Raw genomic sequence first — 23631 nt, 5'->3', positions numbered from 1 at the left:
GCAGGGCTCGGCCTACCGGCCCTCGGCCACCACCAGCACGTCCAGGGTGCGCGGACCGTGCACCCCCTCGACCCGGTCGAACTCGATGTCGCTCGTGGCGCTGGGCCCGCTGATCCAGGTCATCGGCCGGGTGGCGTCGAGTCGGGCGATCGCGTCCGGCACGGCCGGCACGATCTGGTCGGCACGCACCACCACCAGGTGGTAGTCGGGAACCAGGGTGACCGCGCGCCAGCCCTGGCCCGGCCCCGAGTCGAGCACGATCGTGCCGGTGAGCGCGATCGCCAGGGCGCAACCGGAGACCACGCCGTCGAAGGCGTCGAGCGCGACCGGGTCCGGTGGCGCGTCGCCGCCGACCACCTGCCAACCGGGCGCGGTCCACCGCGCGGGCAGGCCGTGGGGGACGCAGATCCGGGTCCGGCCGCGCTCGCCCAGGATGCCGGCGATCGTCGCGCCGACCTCGTCCGCACCGCACTGGTACGCGCTCGCCCGGTAGTCGGTCAGCCGTTCCACGAACAACCCGACCGGGTCGTCGGCCGGGCGCGCGCCGACGCCCCGGTAGTCCCGGGACACCCCGCCGCCGGGCGGCTGCGTTCCGACGGCGAGCCGGACCCGGCGCAGCACCTCGGCCCGCGCGGCGTCGGCGTCGCGTCCGGTCCCGCCGGCGGGCAGCATGTCGCGGCTCACCGCCGCCTCCCCCGGGCCCGGAACGGGCGGCGCGGCGGGCGGGGCGCGTCCCGCGACCTCGTCCACGCCGACATCGGCGGCGGCAACCGGCGGATCCAACCGGTACGCCGGCCCAGGACCCGCCCCAGCCACAGCGCCCGTAGGGCGGCGGACCAGCGCCCCGGGCTGGACATGAACCAGCCGAGCACCGACATCGCGGCGGCCTCGGACGTCGGCAGCCGCCGCTGCCGCGCGCCCGCCGCCACCGCCTGCGCCCGCAGGTGCACCAGCATGCGCGGGATGTCGATCGCCACCGGACAGGCGTCGAAGCAGGCCCCGCACAGGGTCGACGCGAACGGCAGGTGAGGGTGGTCGGCCACCCCGGTCAGTTGCGGGGTGAGCACCGCGCCGATCGGCCCGGGATAGACCGAGCCGTACGCGTGCCCACCCGTGCGCTCGTAGACCGGGCAGACGTTCAGACACGCCGAGCACCGGATGCAGCGGAGAGCCGCCCGACCAGCCGAGTCGGCCAGGGTCGCGGTGCGCCCGTTGTCGAGCAGCACGAGGTGGAACTCCTGCCCCTCCACCGCGCCGGTCCACATCGACGTGTACGGGTTCATCCGCTCGGCGGTCGACGAGCGGGGCAGCAGTTGCAGGAACACCTCGAGGTCGCGCCAGCTGGGCAGGACCTTCTCGATCCCCATGACGGTGATCAGGGTGCGGGGCAGGGTGAGGCACATCCGCCCGTTGCCCTCGGACTCGACGACCGCCAGGGTGCCCGTCTCGGCGATCGCGAAGTTCGCCCCGGAGACGGCCACCCGCGCCGTGAGGAACCGCTGCCGCAGGTGGGCCCGTGCCGCCTCGACCAGCTCGGCCGGCTCGTCGCCGAGCGCGGGGTCCACCCCGGCCATCTCGCGCCGGAAGATGTCGCGGATCTCCCGCCGGTTGCGGTGGATGGCGGGCACGAGGATGTGACTGGGGTGGTCCCGGCCGAGTTGCACGATCAGCTCGGCCAGGTCGGTCTCGACGGCATCGATGCCGCCCTGGGCCAGGGCCTCGTTGAGGCCGATCTCGGCGGTGACCATCGACTTGACCTTGACCACCTCGGTCGCGCCGGCCTGCCGGACCAGGTCGACGACGATGGCGTTGGCCTCCGCCGCGTCCCGGGCCCAGTGCACCGTGCCGCCGCGGGCGGTCACCGCCTGTTCGAGCTGGAGCAGGTAGCGGTCGAGGTGGTCGAGCACGTCGTCCTTGATGGCGGCTCCGGCGGCCCGGAGCTGCTCCCAGTCGTCGAGCTCGGCGACCGTCTGCAGTCGCCGGCCACGGATGGTGCGGGTGGCGTGCGAGAGGTTGCGCCGCAGCTGGTCGTCGCGCAGCGCCTCGGCGGCGGCGGCCGGGAACGGCGTCGCGGCGTGCAGGTTGCCGACGCCGGGCGACGCGGTGGGCAGGCCCAGGAACACCGTCACGGTCGTCTCCTCGGGGGCGGTGGAGCACCGGGCGGTGCCCACGGTCGATCTCGGGTCGCGGCCAGGATCTCGGCCAGGTGCACGGTGCGGGCCCCCGCCGCCGCGCGGGAGAGCCCGCCGCCGAGGTGCGTGAGGCACGAGGCGTCACCTGCGGTGACGACGGTCGCGCCGGTCGCGTCGACCGCCCGCAGCTTGTCGGCGAGCATGGCGGCGGACACCGCCGCGTTCTTCAGCGCGAAGGTGCCACCGAAGCCGCAGCAGGAGTCGGCGTCGGGCAGGTCCACGAGTTCGATGCCCTCGACCCGGTCCAGCAGTCGTCGCGCCCGGTCGCCGGTGCGCAGCAGGCGTAGCGCGTGGCACGCCTGGTGCAGCGTCACCCGGTGGGGGAACCACGCACCGACGTCCAGCACGCCGCGCACGTCGACGAGGAACTCGGAAAGCTCGTAGGTGCGTGCCGCGACGGCGGCCGCCTCGGCGGCCAGCCCCTCGTCGCCGGCCGCCCGGGCGAGCTCGACGTGCTGGTGCCGGATCGCCGCCACACACGAGCCGCTGGCCACGACGATCGCCTCGGCGTCGGCGAACGCCGCGACGTGGTTGCGGACCAGGGCCAGCGCCTGGTCCGGGTAGCCGGAGTTCACGTGGAGCTGACCGCAGCAGGTCTGTCGCCGGGGCACGGCCACGTCGAGGCCCAGCCGTTCGAGCACCGCGACCGTCGCGGCGCCGACGCGGGGCACCAGCCCGTCCACGAGGCACGTGACGAACAGCGCCACCCGGACCGGGGACGGAGCTGACGCGACGGTACGGGCGGAAGGCCCGGCATCCTGGCCCAATCGATGTCCTTTCGGCGTGCCACCCGACCCGGTGACCCACGGGCGGCGACGAGGTTGTATGGTACCAGTATCAAAACCATGGTTCATCTACATGAACAGGTCCGTTCCTATGAGCACTCTCGTCAAGTCGGCAGACCGCACGCTGGCGATCCTCGACCTGCTGACCGAGCACCGTGACGGGTTGACCCTGACCGAGGTCCAGCGCCGCCTGGAGTTCCCCAAGAGCAGCACCTACGTGCTGCTCATGACGATGACGGCCCGGGGCTTCCTCGAACAGGACCCCGACACCCGCCGGTTCCGCATCGGCATCCGGCTGTGGCAGGCCGGCCAGAGCTACGTCGCGATCAACGACCTGGAGAAGGTCGCGCTGCCGTACATGGAGACCCTCCGGGACACGCTGAACGAGACGGTCCAGCTCGCCACCCTCGACGGCACCGACAACGTCTACATCGCCAAGGTCGATCCGGATCACCACCTGCGTCTCGCCTCCCGGGTCGGCGTGCGCCTGCCGGCGTACGCGACCGGCATCGGCAAGGCACTGCTCAGCCAGCTCGACGAGGACGACCTGCGGGACCGCTTCGCCGACACGGAGTTCGTCCCGTACACGCCGCAGACCGTCACCTCGCTCCCCGAGCTCGTCGCCGCCGTCCGGCAGGCCCGCACGCACGGGTACGCGATCGACAACTGCGAGTACACCCCGGGCGTCTTCTGCGTCGCCGCCCCGCTGAACGGCCTGCGGGCCACCACCCGGGCCGCCATCAGCGTCTCCATTCCCGAGGTCCGCAAGACACCCGAACTCATCCGGCGCACCATCGACACGCTCTGCTCCACGGCCCACCAGCTCTCGCTGCGCCTGGGCTACCGGGACGGCGCCGCACCCACGACACGAAGGGACTGACATGGAGTTGTTCCGCTTCGGCGCTCCCGGCAAGGAACGCCCGGCCGTGCGCCACGAGGGCCGGGAGTACGACCTCACCGGGCTCACCGCCGACCTGGACGGTTCCTTCTTCGAGACCGACGGCATCGAGCGGGTGGCCGCCGCCCTCGCCGCCGGCACGCTCGACCCGGTCGACACGGCCGGGCAGCGGATCGGCGCACCGATCGCGCGCCCGCCCGCCGTGGTGTGCATCGGAATGAACTACGCGGCCCACGCCACGGAGTCCGGCGCCGCACCGCCGGAGCACCCGGTGGTCTTCCTCAAGCACCCCGGCTGCGTGGTCGGCCCCGACGACGACGTCATCCTGCCGCTCGGGTCGACGAAGACCGACTGGGAGGTTGAGCTCGCCGTCGTCATGAAGCGCACGCCGCGCCACCTCACCGACCCGGCCGACGCCCTGGACTACGTGGCCGGCTACGCGCTCGCCAACGACCTGTCCGAGCGCGCCTTCCAGATCGAGGTCTCCGGCGGTCAGTGGTCCAAGGGCAAGTGCGCGGAGACGTTCAACCCGCTCGGGCCGGTGCTGCGCCCGGCGAGCGAGCTCGACCCCGGCCGGCTGCGGCTGCGGTCCTGGGTCAACGGTGAGCCCCGGCAGGACTCCAGCACCGCCGACATGATCTTCTCGGTGCCCGAGCTGATCGTCCACCTCAGCCAGCACATGCTGCTGATGCCCGGCGACGTCGTCAACACCGGCACCCCGGAGGGCGTCGCGCTGTCCGGCCGGTTCCCCTACCTCAGGGTCGGCGACGTCGTGGCCCTGGAGATCGAGGGCCTGGGCCGGCAGGAGCAGACCGTCGTCGGGCACCGAGCGGCCGGCTGACCCCGCCGCTTCCCGCTGTCCGGCCGGGCCGGACAGCGGGAAGCGCACCCCGGGCACGTCACCGCCCGGGCGGCTCGGCGACCAGCCCGTCCGGGTACGCGGTGAGCTGGTCGGCGTCGTAGAGGGTCAGCGGCACGTCGGCGACCCGTCGCACCCGCTCGTGCGCCGCCATGGCCTCGTAGATGTTCTCGCAGATCCCGATCGGATGGTCGGAGTCCAGGTTGCGGCGGGTGAAGTAGGCGTCGGTGACGGTGACGACGCCGACGGTGCTGTCGATCTCGACGGCCATCGAGGCGCGGTGGTGCGACCCGGTCCACCAGGTACGGATGCCGGGCACGACCTCGTCCTCGTCGGCGAGCAGCCGGACCCGGTCCCACGCCTCGTGGGTGAGGTGGTGCAGCACCTCCGGCGACAGGGAGGACCAGCGGTCGTCGTGCGGGTGCTTCGTCGTCCGGTGGAAGTGGGTCCACCCCCGCTCGGTCAGGCAGATCTGCGCACGGGGGAAGAACGGCACGTTCGACGTGGTGTAGAGCTGCAACGGGGTCAGCAGGACGTGCGTGATGTCCTCGGGGGCGAGGCCGTGGGCGGCCAACTGGTCGGGCAGCCACTGCCCGGGGTCCCGCCGCAGGGCGGCCCGCTCGCCGAGGAAGGTGGCCCACCGCGCGTTCATCGGGCCCAGATCCCGGGCCGGGCCGGTGCTCACCAGCGCGTTGACGCCCGGGCCCTGGATCAGGACCGCCTGGAAGGCGAGCCGGTACCAGCGGTCCCAGTCCGACATCCAGTACACCTCGGGCCCCGGCACGTCACCGTCACCGAGATGAAGTAGCCGCACGCCGTACATGGCGTTCCTCCTTTCCTTGGGGTCGGCCGGCAGGGGTCGTCGCCGCGCCGTCACGGCCGCAGCACCGCCTTGACCACGTCCTGGCGGCCCCGCATCAGCTCGGTGAAGATGGTGGCCCCGTCGGCGAGGTCGAACGGTGAGGTCCAGTCCAGCGCGACCGTCTCCGCGAGGGCGACCGCGTGGGCGAATTCGGCACCCGTGTAGCAGTACGAGCCCACGACGTGCTTCTCCTCCCGGACGATCTGCTGTCCGTCGAAGCCGGCGTCGCCGCTGAGCAGGCCCACCCAGACGGCCGTGCCGCCCGGACGCAGGCGCTGCACCGACAGCCGGTGGGTGGCCGCGGCGCCCACCGCGTCGATGATGACGTCGAACTCGCCGGTCAGGGTCGGGCCGACGGCCGCCGCGCCGAGGCGCTCGGCCACCGCCAGGCGGGCCTCGGACAGGTCGCAGACCGTCACCTCGTCGGAGTACTGGCGGGCGACGAGCAGCGAGACCAGGCCGATCGTGCCGGCGCCCAGGACCGCGATCCGCGCGCCCTCGGCCGGGCGGGCCAGGTTCAGGGCGTGCACGGCGTTCGCCAGCGGCTCGATCATCGCGGCCGTCTCGAACGACATCGTGGGCGCCAGCGGGTGCAGCGCGTGCTCGGGCACCGCCACGTGCTCGGCGAACGCGCCGGGCCGGTGGATGCCGAGGATCTGCCGGCGGCGGCACAACTGCTCGCGGCCGAGGCCGCACAGGTCGCAGGTGCCGCAGCTCAGCAGCGGGTTCACCGTGACCCGACGCCCGTCGCTCGTGGTGCCGGAGAACTCGTGTCCCATGATCAGCGGCGGGCTGCGGAAGTGGGAGTCGCCGATGCCGTGCAGTTCGCTGCCGCAGATGCCGACGGCGCGGACGGCGACGACGACCTCACCGTCGGACGGCACGGGCGGCGCGACGTCGAGCAGTTCCACCGTGTTCGGCCGGGTGAAGACGAGAGCGCGCACCGGTCAGCCCGCCGTGGTCAGCAGGTCGCGCAGGATCTCGGCGGCCCGCCGCTGCAACTGCGGCAGCGACACCGTCGACAGGTACGCGAGGTGGGGGGTCACCAGGGCCCGCGGGTGCCCGGCCAGCTTCGCGGACGTCTGCTCGGGTGGCTCGCTGGCCAGCACGTCGAGCGAGGCGAAGCCCAGCGTGCCGGCGTCGAGCGCCGCCAGCAGGTCGGTCTCGACCACGAGGGCGCCCCGGGCCGTGTTCACCAGGTGGCCGTCGGCCCCGAGCGCGTCGAGCACCGCGCGGTCGACGATCCCGCGCGTCTGTGGCGTCGCGGGCACGTGCAGGGTGAGGTGGTTGACCGCGGCGGCGAGCTCGACCAGCGTCGGGTGCGCCGTGACGCCGGCGGGCACGTCGGAGACGAACGGGTCCCACACGTGCACCGGGAAGCCCAGGGCGAGGGCCCGCGAGGCGACCTCGCGGCCGATGCGGCCGAAGCCGGCGACGCCGACGGGGTCCTGCCCGGGCGGCAGCGCGGGGGCGATGCCCGCGGTGGTCCACCCCACGTCGGCGCACGACCGGCTGGCCGTGGTGAGCCGGCGGTTGTGCGCGTAGACGGCCGCCATGCTGTGGTCGGCGACCTCCGCCAGGCAGTAGTCGTCGACGTTGCGCACCTCGACCCCCCGCCGGGCGGCGGCGGCCAGGTCGATGTTGTCCAGGCCGATGCCGTAGCGCACGACGGCACGCAGCCGGGGCAGCCCGGCCAGCACCCGGTCGGTGATGGGCGCCCACTGCACCAGCAGCCCGTCGGCGTCGCCGGCGACGTCGAGGACGGCGTCCTCGGTCCTGGCGTCGAACCGGCTGACCGCGAAGTCGCCGGCCAGCACGGCTCGTTCGATCGAGCCGTCCCCCAGGTTGGTGTCGGTGATGACGATGTTGGTGGTCACTGTCGTTCCTCGAATCACTAGTCGATGCGCCCCGCGGGGCGGGCGGTGCTACCGGGAGCCGGCGAAGGACGAGTCGTCCCCGAGCCCTTCGGGCCCCATGGCGAGGTAGCCGCCGTCCACCGGCAGTTCGGTGCCGGTGATGAAGCTGGCGTCAGAGGAGCACAGGAAGGCGATGGCGCGGGCCACCTCCACCGGCTCCCCGAGGCGGCGCAGCAGGTGGAACCGGCCCCAGACCGGCTCCCAGGCGGCCCGGTCGCCGCCCGCCGCCCGGGCGACCTCGGGGGTCCAGATCCAGCCGGGGCTGACCACGTTGACGCGGATGCCGTCGGGGGCGAGGTCCATCGCCATGCACCTGGTCAGCGTGACGATCGCGGCCTTCGTCGTGTTGTACGTCCACCGGGACCGCTGCGCGACGTGCGCCGAGATGCTGGCGGTGTTGACGACCGCCGCGCCCGGGGCGCGGGCCAGCAGGGGGTGGGCCGCCTGCACGACGTTGCTGATGCCCTGCACGTTGACCCGCAGCACGTGGTCCCAGTCGGCGCCGGTCACGTCGAGGCCACGGGCCAGGAACGTCGCGGCGCAGTTGACGACGAGGTCGAGGCGTCCGTGCCCCGCCGCCACACCGGCGATCACGTCCTGCACCGCGGCCCGCTCGGCGACGTCGACGACGGCGGCGGTCGCGGCGCCCCCGGCGGCCTCGATCGCGGCGACCGTGGCGGACAGACCGGCCGGGTCGATGTCCATCGCGACGACGTGCACGCCGAGGGCGGCCAACTCCTGCGCCGTCGCGGCCCCGATGCCCGAGGCTGCCCCGGTGACGGCACCGACCCGACCGATCCACTCCATGTGGTGTTCCCTTCCTCAGGCCGCCGGTCGCGTGACCGGCGGCGGCGTCAGTTCGTGACCCAGGCGTTGGCGAAGGTGGGCACGCTGTAGCGCAGCCGGCTCGGCTCGTCGTAGTCGGCGCTGTGCATCCGCTTGGACCAGATGAAGCCGATCGGCGCGCTGGTCGTCCACACCCAGGGCAGCTGGGTGGTCAGCACGGTGTCCGCCTCGTTCCACAGCTGCTTGCGCTTGGCCGGGTCGGACTCGGCGCGCGCCGCGGTCACCCGGGCGTCGAACGTCGCGTCGGTGAACCCGCCGGTGTTCAGGTCGCCACCGGAGTACAGGAACCGGTAGGGCAGCAGGTCCGGCGTCAGGAAGCCGGCCATGGTCCAGCAGATCGCCTGGTACTTCTTGCCGAAGAAGGCCGCCACCCACGCCGAGTAGTCCAGCGCGTCGAGCGTGACATCGAAGCCGGCCGCCTTGAGCTGCGCGACGATGACGTCCGTGGCCGGGCGGATGGTGTTGCACGTGTACGAGAACGTCGCCTTCCGGCCCGTCGCCGTCTCGTACTCCTTGACCAGCGCCTTGGCTCCGGCCAGGTCGAATCCCGGGTCGGCGGCCGTGCCGTGGAAGGCGTTCCCCTCGGGGAACAGGCTGACCGCCGGCTTGCCGAAGCCCTCGGTGGTCAGGTCGACGATCTCCTGCCGGTTGAGCGCCTTGGACACCGCCTGCCGCAGCCGCAGGTCGTCGAACGGCGGCTGGGTCAGGTTGAGGATGACGGCGTCCTGGTCGCCGCCCACCCCCTGGACGAAGTTGACCTGGCTGTCGGCCTTGGCCGTCTGCATCAGGGTGGGGTTGACCGTCGACATCAGGTCGATGTCACCCGCCTGCAGGGCCTGGTAGGCACTCTGCGGGTCGGCGATCGTCTTGATGACGACCTGGTCCAGGTAGACCTGCCGGTCCTTGTTCCAGTAGTTCGGGTTACGCACCAGCTCGACCGGCTTGCCGGGCGACCAGGACTTCAGCTTGAACGGTCCGACGCCGGCCGCGTGGGCCGTGTAGTCGTCGCCGTACTGCTTGAGGGCGGTGGGCGAGGCGATGTAGCCCGCGGTGCCGGAGCCGTCGTAGGCGAAGGCGTACGGCAGGCTGGCGAACGGTTCCTTCAGGCGAAGCAGCACGGTGGTCTCGTCGGGGGCCTCCACCGACTTGACCGACGACAGCAGCGCCGCGGCCGTGGAGCCCTTGGCCATGCCGCGCTCCAGGTTGAACTTCACCGCCTCGGCGTTGAAGGGCGTGCCGTCGCTGAACTGGACCCCGGTGGGCAGGGTCATCGTCCAGGTCAACTTGTCCGGGCTCGCGGTCAGCGACTTGGCGAGGTTGGGCTGGGGCTGGTCGCCGAGCTTGGGAACGACCATGAGGGTGTCGTAGATCGACGAGCCGACCAGCGCCATCGCGTTGGCCGATCCCTTGCTCGGGTCGAGGGTCGTCACCTCGACCGCCAGGGCGACCGTCAGCGTCCCGCCGGCCCGGGGCGCGGTGTCGCCACCGGTGTCGCCGGTGCCGGCCTTCGTCGTGCAACTGGTCAGGGCCACCGCCAACAGGGGGGTCAGCAGCAGGGCTGTCGCCCGGCCGAAGCGGCGGCGGGCTGGGGGAAAAGGCATGTCGGGGCCTTTCGGATGACGGGTTCGGGGGTGGTGGAACCGTGTCGCGGCGGGCCGGCCGGGCAGCCCGGAGGCTGGGTCAGACCGTGTTGGACGGCTGCGCCGCGACACGCGGGGTGGTCGACGGGAAGGGATGGACGCAGGCCACCTCGTGGCGCGGCGCGATCTGCCGCAGCGGAGGCGACGACGTGGTGCAGGCGGTGGTCACCGACGGGCACAGCGTGGCGAACCGGCAGCCGGCCAGCTGGCGGCCGTCGACGTCCTCGGCACCCGGGGTGGGCTGGACCCGGGGCGCCCGGGCGGCGGCCAGGTCAAGGGAGGGTACGGAGTCCTGCAGCATGACGGAGTAGGGGTGGCGCGGGTCGTGCGCGATGTCGAGGGCGCCGCCCTGTTCCACCACCCGGCCGGCGTACATCACCGCCGTGCGGTCGCACAGCGACGCGACGACGCCCAGGTCGTGCGAGATGAACAGCATGGCCAGCCCCTGCTCGGCGCGCAGCTCGGCCAGCAGTTCCAGGATCTGGGCCTGGATCGAGACGTCCAGCGCGGACACCGGCTCGTCGCAGACGAGGATCTCGGGGCGCAGGATGGTGGCGCGGGCGATCGCCGCGCGCTGGCACTGGCCGCCGGAGACCTCCCGGGGCCGGCGGTGGGCCAGTTGTTCGGTGATGCCCACCCGGTCCAGTTCGGCGAGGGCACGCCGCCGCCGCTCGGCGGGGGTGCCGTGCCCGTGCACCCGCAACGGCTCGGCGACCGAGTCGAGCAGGGACCGCTTCGGGTTGAACGACGCCGCCGGGTTCTGGAAGATCGCCTGTACAGACCGGCGCAGCCGGCGGTCGTGACGCCGCACCGGCTCGCCGTGCAGGAGCAGGGTGCCGCCGCTGAGCGGGACGAGGCCCAGCATGGCCCGGGCGGTGGTGGACTTGCCGCAGCCGGACTCGCCGACCAGGCCGAGGATCTCGCCCCGGTGCAGTTGCACCGAGACCTGCGAGACGGCCTCGACCGGGCCGGTGCCGTAGCGGACCGAGCCGTCCCTGAGTTCGAACACCGGGGCGCTTCGCTCGGCGGTCATTCCGCCACCTCCCTGTCCTGGTGCGGCGCGACCGCCGCGCCGACCGCCGGTTCGCCGGGGTGCCAGCAGGCGAACTCGTGCCCGGCCCCCGCCGCACGCGCCGTCATCGGCGGCTGCGCCGTGCGGCACCGGTCGGACGCGAAGCCGCAGCGGGGCGCGAACCGGCAGCCGGGCGGCGGGTCCAGCAGGTTCGGCGGCAACCCCGGAATCGGCCTGGGCAGGACCTGCCGCGCCACGTCCGCCCGCGGGATCGCGGCCATCAGGGCGCTGGTGTAGCGCATGCCGGGGCGGGCGAAGACGTCGGCCACGGGACCGCGCTCGGCGATCCGGCCGGCGTACATCACCGCCACCCGGTCGGTGTGCCGGCCCACCACGCCCAGGTCGTGGCTCACCATGACCAGCCCGATGCCGAACTCCCGGCACAGGGCGTCGAACAGGTCGAGGATGCGGGCCTGCACGGTGACGTCCAGGGCGGTCGTGGGCTCGTCCGCGAAGATCAGCTTGGGTCGACCGGCGACGGCCATGGCGATCGCCACCCGCTGCCGCATCCCGCCGGACAGCTCGTGGGCCCGGGACCGGGCCCGCTGCGCCGCCAGCGGGATGCCCACCGTTTCGAGCAGTTCGACGGCCCGGGTGGCGGCCTGCCGGCGGGTCACCCGGGGATCGCGCCGCACCGCCTCGGCGATCTGCTCCCCGATCGGGGTGATGGGGTGCAGGGCGCTGAGCGGATCCTGGAACACCATGGCGACCTCCCGGCCCCACAGGGCGCGGCGGCGCCGCTCGCTCAGGTCGAGCACGGCGTGGCCGGCGAGCCGGACCTGGCCGGTGACCCGGGCCGCCCTGGTGCGGGTGAGGCCCATCGCGGTACGCGCCAGGACGCTCTTGCCCGAGCCGGACTCACCGACGATGCCCAGCCGCTCGCCGAAGCCGAGGTCGAGGCTGACCTGGTCGACGGCGCGCACCGGCCCGGCCGGGGTCGGGAACTCCACCACGAGGTCACGGATGCTCAGCAGGGCGTCCCCGGTCATCGCACACCGCCCGTCACGGCGTCCGCCCCGGACAGGAACCGGTCGGCGAGCAGGTTCAGGCTGAGGATCGTCAGCAGCATGAACACCGCCGGCACCACGATCAGCAACGGGTCGTTCGCGATGAAGGACCGGCCAAGATTGATCATGCTTCCCCACGAGGGTTGAGGCGAGGGCACGCCCAGGCCCAGAAAGCTCAGACCGCCCTCGATGAGGATCGCGGTGCCGATGCTGACCAGCGCGTACGACAGCACGGCGGTGCGGATGTTCGGCAGCACGTCCCGCCAGAGGATGGACCGGGCCGGGGTGCCGATCACCAGGCTGGCCTCCACGTACTCGCGGCCGGCGACCGCCAGGGTCTGCGCCTTGGCCAACCGGACGAACACCGGTGTCATCGGCACGGTGATCGCGATCAGCACGTTGGTGATCGAGGCGCCGAGGAACGACGCCAGGGCGAGGGCGAGGATGAGGCCCGGGAAGGCCAGGATCACGTCCACCACGAACGAGACGACCGCGTCGAACCGGCCGCGCAGGTAGCCCGCCAGCATGCCCAGCGGCACCCCGACGAGCGCGGCGGCGGCGACCGACCCGAAGCCGATGAACAGGGAGACCCGCGCCCCGGACAGGGCGCGGGCGAGCAGATCGCGCCCGTAGTTGTCCGTGCCGAGCAGGTGCGCGGCGGACGGCCCGCTCAACCGGTCGGCGGCGGCCATCTTCTGGTCGTCGAGGCCGAGCACGGTCGGCAGCAGCAGCATCGACAGGACCAGCAGCACCAGCCAGGCCATGGACAGCAGGTCGGTCACCCGCCACCGCCGGCCGGACCGCGCGGGGGTCTTCGGCGTGGCCGGGGCGACGGTGGCCGGTGCCGTGGGTGCGACGTCGAGACTCATCGGGTCACCGCCTTGCTTCGCGCCCGCAGCCGCGGGTCGATCAGCCCGTAGATCAGGTCGACCGCCGCGTTGATCAGCACGAACGCGGCGGCGATCACCAGCACCAGGCCCTGCACCTCCGCGTAGTCGCGGGCGCTGACCGAGTGGGCGAGTTCGGCGCCGAGCCCGGGCAGGCTGAACAGGGTCTCCACGATCACGTCCGAGCCGATCAGCACCCCCACGGTGACGCCGACGGAGGTGGTGAGGTTGAGCAGGCTCGGCCGGAAGGCGTGCCGCATGGCGGCGCGGAGCGGCGAGATGCCCTTGGCCCGGGCGACCTGCATGAACTCCTGGCCGTACGTCTCGACCAGGTCGGCGCGCAGCACGCGCTGGTAGAGCGCGAACGGTGCGGCGGCCAGCGTGAGCGAGGGCAGCAGCAGGGAGCCGAGGTGCTGGCCGATCCCCGCGCTGACCGGGACGTAGCCGTTCGCCGGGTAGAGCCCGAGCTGGACCGCGAACACCCAGATCAGGACGAATCCGACGACGAAGTTGGGCGTCGACAGGACGGTGAAGACCCACAGGCTCATCCCCCGGTCCACGGCCGAGCCGCGGCGGGCGGCGGCCGCCACGGCGGCGGGGATCGCGGCGGCGATCGCGATGAGCTGGCTGAGCACGATCAGCTCGATCGTGACCGGGGCCCGTTCGGCGATGATCTGGGCGACCGTCTGGTTGGTCGCGTAGGACCGGCCGAGGTCACCCTGCACCGCGTTGCCGAGCCAGCCGAGGAAGCGTTCCAGGAACGGCCGGTCCAGCCCGAGCTGCTCGTGCAGCGCGGCCACCGCCTGCGGCGACGCGGACTCGCCGAGGATCGCCTGGGCGGGGTCGCCGGGCAGCAGGCTGAGGCTGAGGAAGCAGAGCAGCGACACCACGAACAGCACCGCCGCGAGCCGGACGAGCTTCAGCAGCACGGTACGGGCCAGCGGCCACCCGGGGGTCACGGCGCGACCAGCCCGTGCACGGCGACGGTGTGCCGGCCGGGGCCGAGCCGCAGCTCGGTGCCGCCGACGCCGCCCTGGCCGGCCGCGACGAGCCGGGCGCCCGCCGGTGCCCGGACGGTGGCGTACGCGGTCGCGGGGATCCGCAGCTCGTGCTCGACCACGTCGCCCGCCCAGCGCCACGAGCTGCCGATCGGGCCCGCCGGGCTGTCGTAGGCGGCGCGGGCCCAGCCGAGCGCGGCGGAGTACGCGGCCCGCACCGTGATCTCCCCGGTCCAGGTGGTCTCGGTGGCGTCGATGCCGGCGACGTGCTCGAACAGGAACCGGCCCACGGCACCGAGCGCGCAGTGGTTGAAGGAGTTCATCTCGGCCGTGGCGAGGGTGCCGTCGGGGCGGATGCCGTCCCACTTCTCCCAGATCGTGGTCGCGCCCTGGTCGACCATGTACAGCCAGCTCGGCATCTGCCTGCGCAGCAGGAGTTCGAGCGCGAAGTCCGCGTGCCCGTGGGCGCAGAGCACGGGCAGGACGTGCTCCACGCCGTGGATGCCGGTGGTGACGTGGCCGACCCGTTCGATGGCCGCGCGCAACCGGTCCGCCGCCTCCTGGGCCTCGGCGCCGGTGAGCAGCCCGTATCCGACCGCCTGCGCGTACGCGGCCTGGGTCGCGTCCGCGACGTCGCCGGTCGCGAGCGGGAACGCGGCACGGTACGCGGCGCGGATCGCCGCCGCCCGGTCCGCCAGCCGGGCCGCCTCCCGGTCCCTGCCCAGCCAGGCCGCGATCTGGGCGAGCTGGACGAAGGAGCGGTAGCTGTGGGCGGTGTCGACGATGGCGGTCGGGGTGGTCGAGTAGGCGCCGGTGTAGGCGTACCCCGGGTGCAGCTCCAGGCCGTCGCGTTCCGGCAGCGACAGCCAGTCACCGAAGTCGGCCCCGACCTCGTTGACCCGCAGCCCGGCCGGGTTGGCCCGGTCGACGTGGTCGAGGAAGCGGACCATCGACGCGAACAGCCGCTCGGCGGTCGGCAGGTCCCCGTACCGCTGCACGAGCAGGTGGACGAGGCGGATGAAGCCGTCGGACCAGCCGGGCGCCCCGGGCCGCATGCTGGCGGGCGGGATCGCCGGGGCGTAGTTGCGGATCTCCCCGTCGGGGCCCTGGGTGTCCGCCGCGTCCCGGGCGAACTTCGCCAGGAAGGCGGACACGTCGAAGTGGTACGCGGCGGTCGGCGCGATCGCCCCCGCGTCCCCCAACCAGCCGAGGCGTTCGTCGCGCTGGGGACAGTCGGTGGCCACTTCGAGGAAGTTGTCACGGACGGTCCACGCCACGTTGGCCGCGAGGCGGGTCAGGTGCTCGTCGGAGCAGGCGAACTCGCCGACCGGGCTGGGCAGTCCGGTGACGGAGACCGCCTCGATCGAGGTGTCGGGCAGCAGGGTGAAGTTGTGGTGCGGCAGTTGGCTGGGCAGGCCCCAGACCTCCGCGTAGCGGAACCCGTGCATGGCGAACGACGTGGCGAGCTGGTGCGGGCCGGCGTCGGGCACCACGAAGCGGTCCTCCTGGAAGGCCCCGCGCAGGTTGTCGCGGTAGACGAGCTGCTCGGGGGTCAGGATCTCGCCGTGGCGCACGATCAACTCGACCGACGGCAGGCATCTCGTGGTGAGCTTCGTCCAACCGACCAGGTTCTGCCCGAAGTCGAAGACGGCCGGGCCCCGGGCGTGTTCGTGCACGAGCCGGCCGGTGTGCACCTGGTAGGTCGTGATCGGGTCGTGGGGCTGCGGTTCGACCGGTGGCGTGACCCCGGCGAAGGGTTCGGCCGGCGCCCACTCGGCGTCGTCGAAGCCGGCGAGCCGCCAGCCCGGTGGTTCCTGCCGCAGGTCCTGGGACTCACCGCGCAGCAGGTCCGTCGCCTGCAGGGCCCCGTGTCCGGCGCGCCAACCGGTGCCGGTCGAGGCGACCGGCCTGCCGTCGATCTCCAGTTGGGCCAGCAGCGCCGGCCGGTCGCCGTAGAAGCCGGGCTCGCGCAGCAGTCCGAGGCGTCCGGCGTACCAGCCGTTGGCCAGGACGGCCGCCAGGGTGTTGCGGCCCGGACGCAGGGCCGCCCCGCAGTCGAAGGTCTGGTGGTAGACCCGGGTGCGGTAGTCGGTCCAGCCGGGGCGGTAGAGCGCGTCGGCGGTCAGCTCGACGCCGTTGAGCCACAGCCGGTACAGCCCGAGCGCGCTCGCGTAGACCCGGGCGGTGCCCACCTCGTCGACGTCGAACTCGTGCCGCAGGTACGGGCAGGGGTCCCAGCTCTCCCGCCGGTAGGTGGGCACGGGTGCGCTGATCCAGGTGGCCGACCAGTCCCCCGGGTCGGTCAGCCCGACCTCGAAGGCCGCCGTCGCGCTGCTGACCGGGCGGCCGGAGCGGTCGGTGGCGGTGACCCGCCAGTAGCGGCGGTCGCGCGAGGTCAGGGGCGGGCCCGCGTACACCGTCCAGGGCCGGGCGCAGGTGGTGGCCCAGGCGAGGTCCCTGTCCGACTCGACCGCCTGCCGGGAGGCCGCCACGGACACCTGGAACCCGCGATCCGGGTCGATCTCCGCACCGCCCGGCACCGACCAGGACAGGTGGGGTGCCGTGCCGGGCACGCCGAGTGGTGCGACCCGCCCACCGACCCGCATCCCGCGCGGCCCGCACCCCGGCTCGGCGGTCATCGCGCGCCGGCCGATGTCGGTTGTTGGCACCGATTGTTTACAGGGATTTTGCACACGCCCGGCATCGTCTGCCAGGCCGCGCTCGACTGTCAAGGATAAGAACATAAGTTCATATACATGAACCTCCCGCCCCGCTCCTCGCTGACCAGCGCATTCCCGAACTCCACCGGAACGTCGTCCGCGCTCCGCGACCGGACAGGAGGCGCCTCCACCATCCGACCGACCCGGCCACCCCCCGTCGCCGGCCTGTCCGGCCGGACGTCACCCCGCAGGCTGGTGCCGACACCCGAGTTCCGGATCCACCGCCCGATCGATGATGTCGGTGCGACCATGAGGGGCGTGGGAACTCCGAGAACCGCCCCGCCCGTCGTCTCGCCGCTCACCGGCGAGCCGATCAAACGCGCCGACGCCGAGCGGCTCGCGGGGGTGCTGAAGGCGATCGCCGACCCGGCCCGGCTGCGGCTGCTCAGCCTGATCCAGTCCTCCCCGGAAGGCGAGGCGTCCGTCAGCGACCTCACCGCGCCGCTCGGGCTCTCCCAGCCGACGGTGAGCCACCACCTCCGGATCCTCACCGAGGCCGGCCTGCTCGAACGCGAGAAGCGCGGCGTCTGGGCGTACTACCGGCTGGTGCCGTCCGCGATCGCGGCCATCGCCGACCTGTTGACCCCGCCCCGCAAGCGGGCGACGCGGAAGACCCGCTGACCCTCGGTCGAGGCTCTCGGGCAGCTGGTCACGGGACGCGACGCGGAAGATCGGATCCTCCGGTGGCCTACCAGCTTGTCAGCAGCAGGTGGTTGATCGTCAGGGCCACCCCGGCCTGCACGGCGAGCCACGTGCGGCGGTCGGCGGGCGGGATCAGCGCCGCCCCGGCCATGAGCCAGGCGGTGAACGGCAGCCAGATGCGTTCGACCTCGGCCTTGCTGTAGCCGGACAGGTCCGCCGCGACGATCGCCGCCGTGGCGGCGAGGGGCAGCAGCCAGGTCGCCGACTCCGCACCGGGCCGCCGCAGCGCGACGGCCCGCCAGCCGGCCAGCGCCGCGCGGCGCAGCAGCACGGCCGCCGCCGGCCCGGCTGCGGCGACCACGAGCGCCAGGTTGGCCCAGACCCAGTAGCCGTACGCGCGGTCGGCGGCGATGCCCTGGTAGTAGCGTTCGACGACGAGGTGGTAGCCGGTGGGCCACCAGAAGCCGGCGGCCGTGAACGCGGCCACGACCGGTGCCGCCCCGGCGAACGCCCAGCCCGCGGTGCGCCGGTGCCGGCCCGCCAGCACGACGACCGCCAGGGCGACCGGGGCCATCAGGACGAGCCCGTAGGAGAGGTAGCAGCCGAACGCCAGCAACGCGCCACCGGCGACCGCGCCCACGGCACGTCCCCGGGTGACGCCGTACGCCAGCAGGGCGACGCCGGTGGCGGTCACCCCGGCGAACAGCCCGTCGGCCGACACCCCGGACCAGACCGCACCAGGGAACAGCACCGCGAACGGCAGCACGGCACGGGCCGCCGCGCCGCTGCCGAGCAGCCGTACGGTGTGCGGCACGGCGACGGCGACGAGCGCCCCGGCCAGGATGCACAGCACCCCGGCCCAGCCGCCACCGCCCAGCCCGACCCGGTCGAGCCAGACGAAGACGAGCAGCGCACCCGGGGGGTGGCCGGACACGTGCGTGGTCCAGGAGTCCGGCTGGAAGTCGAGGATCCGGGTGGTGAACTCCCCCAGCATGGCCGGGATGTCGGTGACGCCGGGGACCTCGTGCAGATACTCGTGGACGGTGGTGAGCCGCCCGGCGACGCCGCGCCGCCAGCCGTCGACCAGGGCGAGCGACAGCGTCCAGGCCACGGCGGTGGCGTAGGACAGCGCGAGCAGCGGCCGCCAGGGCAGCCGGGCGGCCAGCGCCGGCCCGCGCCAGCAGACCAGCGCGGCCAGCAGCAGCGCCGCCAGCGTGCCGGGGCCGACGTGCGGCAGCCAGTGCGCGGACAGCGGCGCCGCGCTGGCGTACACCGGGCGGCCCAGCGCGTACAGCACGCCGCCGACGACGGCGGCCGCCGCGACCAGGCCGAGTGCGGCGGCGGCGGCGACCAGGTCGGCCCGCGGCGGACGCCGCCCCCGCTGCGTCGAGGGGGACGGCACCGCGCTCGGCAGCCGGACGCTCATCCGCGCAGCGGCGCGTGGGCGAACTCCGCGATCCCGTCGGCGAGCCCCACGGCGGCCCGGAACCCGAGTTCGGCCTCGGCCCGGGCGGGCGAGGCGACCACGTGCCGCACGTCGCCGAGCCGGAACTCGCCGGTGACCACCGGCGAGGGCCCGCCGGCGGCCCGCGCCAGCTCCGTGGCCAACTGGCCGACGGTGGCCGGGCGACCGGAGGCGACGTTGTACGCGCGCCAGCCCGTGCGCGTGCCGGTCGCCTCCAGCGCGGCGAGGTTGGCCGCCGCCACGTCGCGGACGTGCACGAAGTCGCGGCGTTGGCCGCCGTCCTCGAACACCCGCGGCGCCCGCCCGGCCTCCAGCGCGGAACGGAAGATCGCCGCGACCCCGCTGTACGGCGTGTCGCGGGGCATCCCGGGCCCGTAGACGTTGTGATAGCGCAGCGCCACGACGGTGCCGCCGGTCTGCCGGGCCCAGGCCGCCGTGAGGTGCTCCTGGGCGACCTTCGTGGCGGCGTACACGCTGCGCGGGTCCAGCGGGGCCTCCTCGTCGACCAGCCCCGGGGCGACGGCGGCGCCGCAACTGGTGCAGGCCGGCTCGAAGTGACCGGCGGCCAGGTCGGCGACGCTTCGCGGCGCGGGGCGGACCGCACCGTGCCCGGCGCAGGCGTACGCGCCCTCGCCGTAGACGACCATGGAGCTGGCGAGCACGAGCCGGTGCACGCCCGCGCGGGCCATCGCGGCGAGCAGGACCGCCGTGCCGAGGTCGTTGCAGCCGACGTACTCGGGCAGGTCGTCCAGGTCGACGCCGAGCCCGACCATCGCCGCCTGGTGGACCACCACGTCCACGCCGGCCAGGACGCCGGCGACGGCGGGCCGGTCCCGCAGGTCGAGCCGGACGAGCGGGGCCCCCGCCACGGTGTCCGGCAGCGGCGAGCGGTGCGCGCCGGGATGGCCGGCGTCCACGACGGTCACCCGGTGGCCGGCGTCGTGCAGGGCGGTCACGACGTGGGTTCCGATGAATCCGGCGCCGCCGGTAACGAGTACGTGGGTCACGGCGCCGACGGTAGAGCCGGGACGCGGCCCTCCGCCCCGGCCGCGGCCTACCGTCAGCGGTTCGTAAGAAACTCCGGGCCGGGTCACCGTTCCGTAAGACTCTGTCACCGTCAGGTAAGGATTTCCGGGCGGATCAGGTCCTAGCGTCCGCGGCATGACCGATGTGGTTCTTCCCTGCCGCAACGAGGCCCCGGCCCTGCCCGACCTGCTGGCCCGGATGCCGGCCGGCTACCGGCCGATCGTGGTGGACAACGGCTCGACCGACGGCTCGGCGGAGGTGGCCCGCGCCTGCGGCGCCGAGGTGATCAGCGTCGCCGAGCCCGGCTACGGCGCCGCCGTACACGCCGGGGTCCTGGCGGCCGACCCCGGCGACGGCGTGGTGTGCGTGATGGACGCCGACGGGTCCTTCGACCCGGCGCAGCTGCCCCGGCTGGCCGACCCGGTGCTGGCCGGCGAGGCGCACCTGGGCACCGGGCGGCGCCGCCCGGCCGCGCGGGGGGTGTGGCCCGCGCACGCCCGGGTCGCCAACGCCGTCCTGGCCCGTCGGCTGCGCCGCACGACCGGCCTCGACATCCACGACATCGGGCCGATCCGGGCCGTGCGCCGCGCCGACCTGCTGGCGCTGGGGCTGCGCGACCGCCGGTTCGGCTACCCGTTGGAGCTGCTGATCGCGGCGGGCCGGGCCGGCTGGCGGGTGGTCGAGGTCGACGTCGACTACCACCCCCGGGCGGCCGGCACCCGCTCGAAGGTGACCGGCACCGTGCTCGGCACCGTCCGCGCCGTCCGGGACATGAGCGCGGTGCTGGCCCGGTGAGCGCCCCCCAGGTGCTGGTGCTGGCCAAGACGCCGGAACCCGGCCGGGTCAAGACGCGGCTCTGCCCGCCCTGCACCCCCGAGCAGGCCGCCCGGATCGCCGCGGCGGCCCTGGCCGACACCCTCGACACCGTCGGCGCGGCCACGGCCGGCGCGCGGATTCTGGTCGTCGACGGCGACCATCCGGCCCCGGCGGGCTGGGCGCGGCTCGCCCAGCGCGGCGGCCCGCTCAGCGACCGCCTCGCCAACGCGTTCGCCGACGCCCGCCCGGTCGCCGACCGCCGCGGGACAGCCGCGGCGACCCTGCTGATCGGCATGGACACCCCGCAGCTCACCGCCGCGCACCTCGACGCCGCCGTCGGGCTGCTCGGCGCGGCGGCCGGGCCGGACGCGGTGCTCGGCCCGGCCGACGACGGCGGCTGGTGGGCGCTGGGCCTGCGCGAGCCCGGCCACGCCGAGGCCCTGCGCGCGATCCCCACCTCGACGGCGCGCACCGGACGGCTGACCCTGTCCGCGCTGCGCCGGCGCGGCCTGCGGGTCCACCTGCTCCCCCGCCTGCGCGACGTGGACACCGCGGCCGACGCGCACGCCGTGGCCGCCCTGTGCCCGCCGGGCAGCCGGTTCGCCGTCGCCGTCGACGCCGACGTGCCGTCAGTGGCGGGGGTCGGCCGGTGAACGCCGTCGCGGTCTTCGACGCCGTGTTCGACCGGGCCGCGTCGGGCGTCCCCGCCGCGTTCACGGCCCGACACTCCAGCGGCGGCGAGCTGCGGTTCGACCCGACCGTCTGGTGCCGGGACGCGACCGCCGGGGACTCGACGCTGCTCGCCCGCTGCACCGGGCCCACCCTCGACGTCGGCTGCGGACCCGGCCGGCTCACCGGCGCGCTGATCGCCACCGGCCGCCCCGCCCTCGGCATCGACATCAGCGCCACCGCCGTCCGCCTGGCCCGGGGCCGCGGCGCGGTCGCGCTGCAACGCGACGTCTTCGACCCGGTGCCGGGCACCGGCCGCTGGCAGCACCTGCTGCTGGCCGACGGCAACATCGGCATCGGTGGTGACCCGCACCGGCTGCTGCGCCGCTGCCGCCGGCTCCTGGCGGCCGACGGCCGGCTGCACGCCGAGTTGGCGCCACCCGGCACGCCCGCCTGGTCCGGCACCGCCATGGTGCAGGCCCCCGGCGGCGTCGGCAGCCCGCTGAGCTGGGCCTGCGTGCCCCTCGACGACCTGCCCGCGCTGGCCGGGGCCACGGCGTTGCGCATCCTCGACACCTGGACGGCGGCGGGCCGCTGGTTCGCCACCCTCGGCCCCGCGTGACCGGCCGTCCGACCCCGCTGCGGCGGTTCGCCCGCTGGTGGTCGACGCCGCTGCCGGCACCGCCCGCGGCGCTGCGGCGGGGACCCCTGCGCGCCGGCGCGTTCCCGTCCCGGCTGCGGTCCACGCGACTGACCAGCCAGCTCGGCGTCGCCCTCGGCGTGGCGTTCGCCGTCTGCTTCCTCACCGGGCTGCTCAGCCACCTGATCCAGGATCCGCCGGGCTGGTTCCGGTGGCCGGCCCGCCCGGTGGGGCTCTACCGGTTCACCCAGGGCCTGCACGTGGCGACCGGGCTCGCCACGGTGCCGCTGCTCGGCGCCAAGCTGTGGTCGGCCTACCCGCACCTGTTCGCCTGGCCGCCGGTCCGCTCGGTCGCCCACGCGCTCGAACGCGCCAGCGTCGGCGTCCTGGTCGCCGCCGCGCTGTTCCAGGTGATCGGCGGCGTCCTGAACGTCTCCCGCTGGTACGCGCCGATGCCGTTCTTCTTCACCGCCGGGCACTACTGGGTGGCGTGGCTGGCGGTCGGCGCGCTGCTGGTGCACGTCGGCGTGCACCTGCCGACCGTGCGCGACGCGCTCGCCCGCCCCGCCGCCGGGCCACCGCCGGGCCGGCTGAGCCGGCGCGGGCTGCTCGGCGGCGTCGCCGCCGCGGCCGGGCTGGTCACCCTGACCACGGTCGGGCAGACCGTCCGGCCGCTGTCCGGCCTGGCGGTGCTCGCGCCCCGCCGGCCGGACGTGGGGCCGCAGGGGCTCCCGGTCAACAAGACCGCGGACACCGCCGGGGTACGCGTCCGGGCGCTCGACCCGTCCTACCGGCTGGCGGTCGTCGGCCCCGCCGGGCGGGCCGACCTGGATCTCGCCGCCCTGCACGCCTTCGCGCAGCACACCGCCGACCTGCCGATCGCCTGCGTGGAGGGGTGGAGCGCCACCGGGCGGTGGACCGGCGTGCGACTGCGGGACCTGGTGGCCCTCGTGGGCGGCGACCCGGACCGCGCGGAGGTCCTCGTCGAATCGCTGGAGGCCGCCGGCCGGTACCGCGCGTCGACCGTCGCGCCGGCCCACGCCCGCGACCCGCTGACGCTGATCGCCCTGCGGCTCGACGGCGAGCTCCTGCACCCGGACCACGGCTACCCGGCGCGGCTGATCGCCCCGAACCGGCCCGGCGTGCTCCAGACGAAGTGGGTCGCCACGATCACCGTGCGGGAGCCGCGATGAGAGTCCGCAGCGTGCTCGTCGCCGTCGGCGTCCTGCTGATGGGGTACGCCGTCGTGGGCGGCAGCGCCGACCCCGACCTGAAGCCGGCGGGCGTGCTGCTCTTCCTGGCCGGGGTGCTGGCCGGTCACGACCTCGTCTGGATGGTCGTGCTGCTGGCCGGTGGCGCGGCGGTCGCCCGGTGCGTCCCGCGCCGGCACCGGTCCGTGGCGCGTGCCGCCGCGATCAGCGCCGCCGCGCTCACCGTCGTGGCGGTGCCGCTCGTCCTCGGCTTCGGCCGGCCCCCGGACAACCCGTCGGTGCTGCCGCTGCCGTACGGCCGCAACCTCGCCGCCGTCCTGCTCCTCGTCGCCGGCGCGGCACTGGCGGCGGGCCTGACGGCGGACCGGCGTCACCGGTCGGCGGCGGACCGTGGGAGGGGCCGGCCGGCGGCGGACCGTAAGCAATCCGAAAGACCCGGCGGTAGCGGCCCACCGCCCGCCGGTCGGTAGCGTGGCCGGG

The 23631-nt window shown here is 74.4% G+C and carries 23 protein-coding genes; 8 read left to right on the top strand and 15 right to left on the bottom strand.

Features of this window, described 5'->3' with window-relative positions; translation table 11 throughout:
• Positions 1–12: 12 nt before the first annotated feature.
• The 3 genes from ACVMYR_RS23425 to ACVMYR_RS23415 are packed head-to-tail and all read right to left on the bottom strand — an operon-like array spanning position 13 to position 2899.
• The gene (locus ACVMYR_RS23425; protein ID WP_457122751.1) at positions 13–684 is read right to left on the bottom strand and encodes a LutC/YkgG family protein; all 672 of its coding nucleotides are present in this window, start codon (positions 682–684) and stop codon (positions 13–15) included.
• Positions 681–2129 (bottom strand): LutB/LldF family L-lactate oxidation iron-sulfur protein, encoded by a 1449-nt coding sequence (locus ACVMYR_RS23420; protein ID WP_457122750.1) that lies wholly within the window; start codon positions 2127–2129, stop codon positions 681–683. Before ACVMYR_RS23420 ends, ACVMYR_RS23425 begins: the two co-directional genes overlap by 4 nt.
• Positions 2126–2899, bottom strand: coding sequence for a (Fe-S)-binding protein (locus ACVMYR_RS23415; RefSeq protein ID WP_457122749.1), 774 nt, complete (start codon positions 2897–2899; stop codon positions 2126–2128). Before ACVMYR_RS23415 ends, ACVMYR_RS23420 begins: the two co-directional genes overlap by 4 nt.
• Positions 2900–3068: 169 nt before the next feature.
• On the opposite strand from ACVMYR_RS23415, the gene ACVMYR_RS23410 reads away from it, so the two are divergent.
• A complete protein-coding gene (locus ACVMYR_RS23410) occupies positions 3069–3857 on the top strand; it encodes an IclR family transcriptional regulator (RefSeq protein ID WP_158229488.1) in 789 nt (262 codons plus the stop codon).
• Position 3858: 1 nt separating this feature from the next.
• Positions 3859–4716, top strand: a complete 858-nt coding sequence (locus tag ACVMYR_RS23405; protein WP_396793196.1) for a fumarylacetoacetate hydrolase family protein — start codon at positions 3859–3861, stop codon at positions 4714–4716.
• Positions 4717–4774: 58 nt separating this feature from the next.
• Here the strand turns inward: ACVMYR_RS23405 and ACVMYR_RS23400 are convergent, their stop codons facing one another.
• The 10 genes from ACVMYR_RS23400 to ACVMYR_RS23355 all read right to left on the bottom strand — a co-directional run bounded on the left by ACVMYR_RS23400 (position 4775) and on the right by ACVMYR_RS23355 (position 16631).
• Positions 4775–5557 (bottom strand): hypothetical protein, encoded by a 783-nt coding sequence (locus tag ACVMYR_RS23400; protein ID WP_457122748.1) that lies wholly within the window; start codon positions 5555–5557, stop codon positions 4775–4777.
• A gap of 50 nt (positions 5558–5607) precedes the next feature.
• Positions 5608–6540, bottom strand: coding sequence for a zinc-dependent alcohol dehydrogenase (locus ACVMYR_RS23395; protein ID WP_043968337.1), 933 nt, complete (start codon positions 6538–6540; stop codon positions 5608–5610).
• A gap of 3 nt (positions 6541–6543) precedes the next feature.
• Positions 6544–7473, bottom strand: coding sequence for an NAD(P)-dependent oxidoreductase (locus ACVMYR_RS23390; RefSeq protein ID WP_043968336.1), 930 nt, complete (start codon positions 7471–7473; stop codon positions 6544–6546).
• Positions 7474–7521: 48 nt separating this feature from the next.
• The gene (locus ACVMYR_RS23385; RefSeq protein ID WP_457122747.1) at positions 7522–8319 is read right to left on the bottom strand and encodes an SDR family oxidoreductase; all 798 of its coding nucleotides are present in this window, start codon (positions 8317–8319) and stop codon (positions 7522–7524) included.
• 47 nt (positions 8320–8366) lie between these two features.
• Positions 8367–9959: an ABC transporter substrate-binding protein gene (locus tag ACVMYR_RS23380; RefSeq protein ID WP_431897339.1), complete on the bottom strand. Its 1593-nt coding sequence runs from the start codon at positions 9957–9959 to the stop codon at positions 8367–8369.
• A 79-nt stretch (positions 9960–10038) separates the two neighbouring features.
• Positions 10039–11031 carry an ABC transporter ATP-binding protein gene (locus ACVMYR_RS23375; protein WP_077939655.1) on the bottom strand — a complete coding sequence of 331 codons (993 nt, stop codon included), beginning with the start codon at positions 11029–11031 and terminating at the stop codon, positions 10039–10041.
• Complete coding sequence (locus tag ACVMYR_RS23370; RefSeq protein ID WP_457122746.1) at positions 11028–12059, bottom strand: ABC transporter ATP-binding protein; 1032 nt, start codon at positions 12057–12059, stop codon at positions 11028–11030. Before ACVMYR_RS23370 ends, ACVMYR_RS23375 begins: the two co-directional genes overlap by 4 nt.
• On the bottom strand, positions 12056–12946 hold the full coding sequence (locus tag ACVMYR_RS23365; RefSeq protein WP_353901560.1) for an ABC transporter permease: 891 nt from the start codon (positions 12944–12946) through the stop codon (positions 12056–12058). Before ACVMYR_RS23365 ends, ACVMYR_RS23370 begins: the two co-directional genes overlap by 4 nt.
• Positions 12943–13923 carry an ABC transporter permease gene (locus ACVMYR_RS23360; protein ID WP_141723664.1) on the bottom strand — a complete coding sequence of 327 codons (981 nt, stop codon included), beginning with the start codon at positions 13921–13923 and terminating at the stop codon, positions 12943–12945. The genes ACVMYR_RS23365 and ACVMYR_RS23360 overlap by 4 nt, the downstream gene beginning before the upstream one ends.
• Positions 13920–16631, bottom strand: coding sequence for a family 78 glycoside hydrolase catalytic domain (locus tag ACVMYR_RS23355; protein ID WP_457122745.1), 2712 nt, complete (start codon positions 16629–16631; stop codon positions 13920–13922). Before ACVMYR_RS23355 ends, ACVMYR_RS23360 begins: the two co-directional genes overlap by 4 nt.
• A gap of 300 nt (positions 16632–16931) precedes the next feature.
• On the opposite strand from ACVMYR_RS23355, the gene ACVMYR_RS23350 reads away from it, so the two are divergent.
• On the top strand, positions 16932–17303 hold the full coding sequence (locus tag ACVMYR_RS23350) for an ArsR/SmtB family transcription factor (RefSeq protein ID WP_077939650.1): 372 nt from the start codon (positions 16932–16934) through the stop codon (positions 17301–17303).
• Between the two features lie 67 nt (positions 17304–17370).
• On the opposite strand, the gene ACVMYR_RS23345 is transcribed toward ACVMYR_RS23350, so the two are convergent.
• Positions 17371–18750, bottom strand: coding sequence for a hypothetical protein (locus ACVMYR_RS23345; RefSeq protein WP_457122744.1), 1380 nt, complete (start codon positions 18748–18750; stop codon positions 17371–17373).
• Positions 18747–19796 (bottom strand): NAD-dependent epimerase/dehydratase family protein, encoded by a 1050-nt coding sequence (locus ACVMYR_RS23340; protein WP_457122743.1) that lies wholly within the window; start codon positions 19794–19796, stop codon positions 18747–18749. The genes ACVMYR_RS23345 and ACVMYR_RS23340 overlap by 4 nt, the downstream gene beginning before the upstream one ends.
• A 154-nt stretch (positions 19797–19950) precedes the next feature.
• On the opposite strand from ACVMYR_RS23340, the gene ACVMYR_RS23335 reads away from it, so the two are divergent.
• The 5 genes from ACVMYR_RS23335 to ACVMYR_RS23315 are packed head-to-tail and all read left to right on the top strand — an operon-like array spanning position 19951 to position 23621.
• Complete coding sequence (locus ACVMYR_RS23335) at positions 19951–20610, top strand: glycosyltransferase family 2 protein (protein ID WP_043968320.1); 660 nt, start codon at positions 19951–19953, stop codon at positions 20608–20610.
• Positions 20607–21284, top strand: a complete 678-nt coding sequence (locus ACVMYR_RS23330) for a TIGR04282 family arsenosugar biosynthesis glycosyltransferase (RefSeq protein WP_457122742.1) — start codon at positions 20607–20609, stop codon at positions 21282–21284. The genes ACVMYR_RS23335 and ACVMYR_RS23330 overlap by 4 nt, the downstream gene beginning before the upstream one ends.
• Entirely contained in the window at positions 21281–21922 is a 642-nt protein-coding gene (locus ACVMYR_RS23325) for a methyltransferase domain-containing protein (RefSeq protein WP_457122741.1), read from the top strand. The genes ACVMYR_RS23330 and ACVMYR_RS23325 overlap by 4 nt, the downstream gene beginning before the upstream one ends.
• Positions 21919–23133: a molybdopterin-dependent oxidoreductase gene (locus tag ACVMYR_RS23320; protein WP_457122740.1), complete on the top strand. Its 1215-nt coding sequence runs from the start codon at positions 21919–21921 to the stop codon at positions 23131–23133. The genes ACVMYR_RS23325 and ACVMYR_RS23320 overlap by 4 nt, the downstream gene beginning before the upstream one ends.
• A complete protein-coding gene (locus tag ACVMYR_RS23315; RefSeq protein WP_457122739.1) occupies positions 23130–23621 on the top strand; it encodes a hypothetical protein in 492 nt (163 codons plus the stop codon). Before ACVMYR_RS23320 ends, ACVMYR_RS23315 begins: the two co-directional genes overlap by 4 nt.
• Positions 23622–23631 lie beyond the last annotated feature (10 nt).

The organism is Micromonospora sp. PTRAS2 (assembly GCF_054052245.1).
The sequence above is the reverse complement of the archived record's forward strand: the minus strand, read 5'-3'. Positions and strand labels throughout refer to the sequence as shown.

Excerpts from the sequence above, each read along its gene's own strand:
- ACVMYR_RS23335 (WP_043968320.1), top strand. The coding sequence starts at position 19,951 with ATGACCGATGTGGTTCTTCCCTGCCGCAACGAGGCCCCGGCCCTGCCC.
- ACVMYR_RS23385 (WP_457122747.1), bottom strand. The coding sequence starts at position 8,319 with ATGGAGTGGATCGGTCGGGTCGGTGCCGTCACCGGGGCAGCCTCGGGC.
- ACVMYR_RS23365 (WP_353901560.1), bottom strand. The coding sequence starts at position 12,946 with ATGAGTCTCGACGTCGCACCCACGGCACCGGCCACCGTCGCCCCGGCC.
- ACVMYR_RS23380 (WP_431897339.1), bottom strand. The coding sequence starts at position 9,959 with ATGCCTTTTCCCCCAGCCCGCCGCCGCTTCGGCCGGGCGACAGCCCTG.
- ACVMYR_RS23345 (WP_457122744.1), bottom strand. The coding sequence starts at position 18,750 with ATGAGCGTCCGGCTGCCGAGCGCGGTGCCGTCCCCCTCGACGCAGCGG.
- ACVMYR_RS23405 (WP_396793196.1), top strand. The coding sequence starts at position 3,859 with ATGGAGTTGTTCCGCTTCGGCGCTCCCGGCAAGGAACGCCCGGCCGTG.
- ACVMYR_RS23315 (WP_457122739.1), top strand. The coding sequence starts at position 23,130 with ATGAGAGTCCGCAGCGTGCTCGTCGCCGTCGGCGTCCTGCTGATGGGG.
- ACVMYR_RS23410 (WP_158229488.1), top strand. The coding sequence starts at position 3,069 with ATGAGCACTCTCGTCAAGTCGGCAGACCGCACGCTGGCGATCCTCGAC.
- ACVMYR_RS23400 (WP_457122748.1), bottom strand. The coding sequence starts at position 5,557 with ATGTACGGCGTGCGGCTACTTCATCTCGGTGACGGTGACGTGCCGGGG.
- ACVMYR_RS23370 (WP_457122746.1), bottom strand. The coding sequence starts at position 12,059 with ATGACCGGGGACGCCCTGCTGAGCATCCGTGACCTCGTGGTGGAGTTC.
- ACVMYR_RS23375 (WP_077939655.1), bottom strand. The coding sequence starts at position 11,031 with ATGACCGCCGAGCGAAGCGCCCCGGTGTTCGAACTCAGGGACGGCTCG.
- ACVMYR_RS23350 (WP_077939650.1), top strand. The coding sequence starts at position 16,932 with ATGAGGGGCGTGGGAACTCCGAGAACCGCCCCGCCCGTCGTCTCGCCG.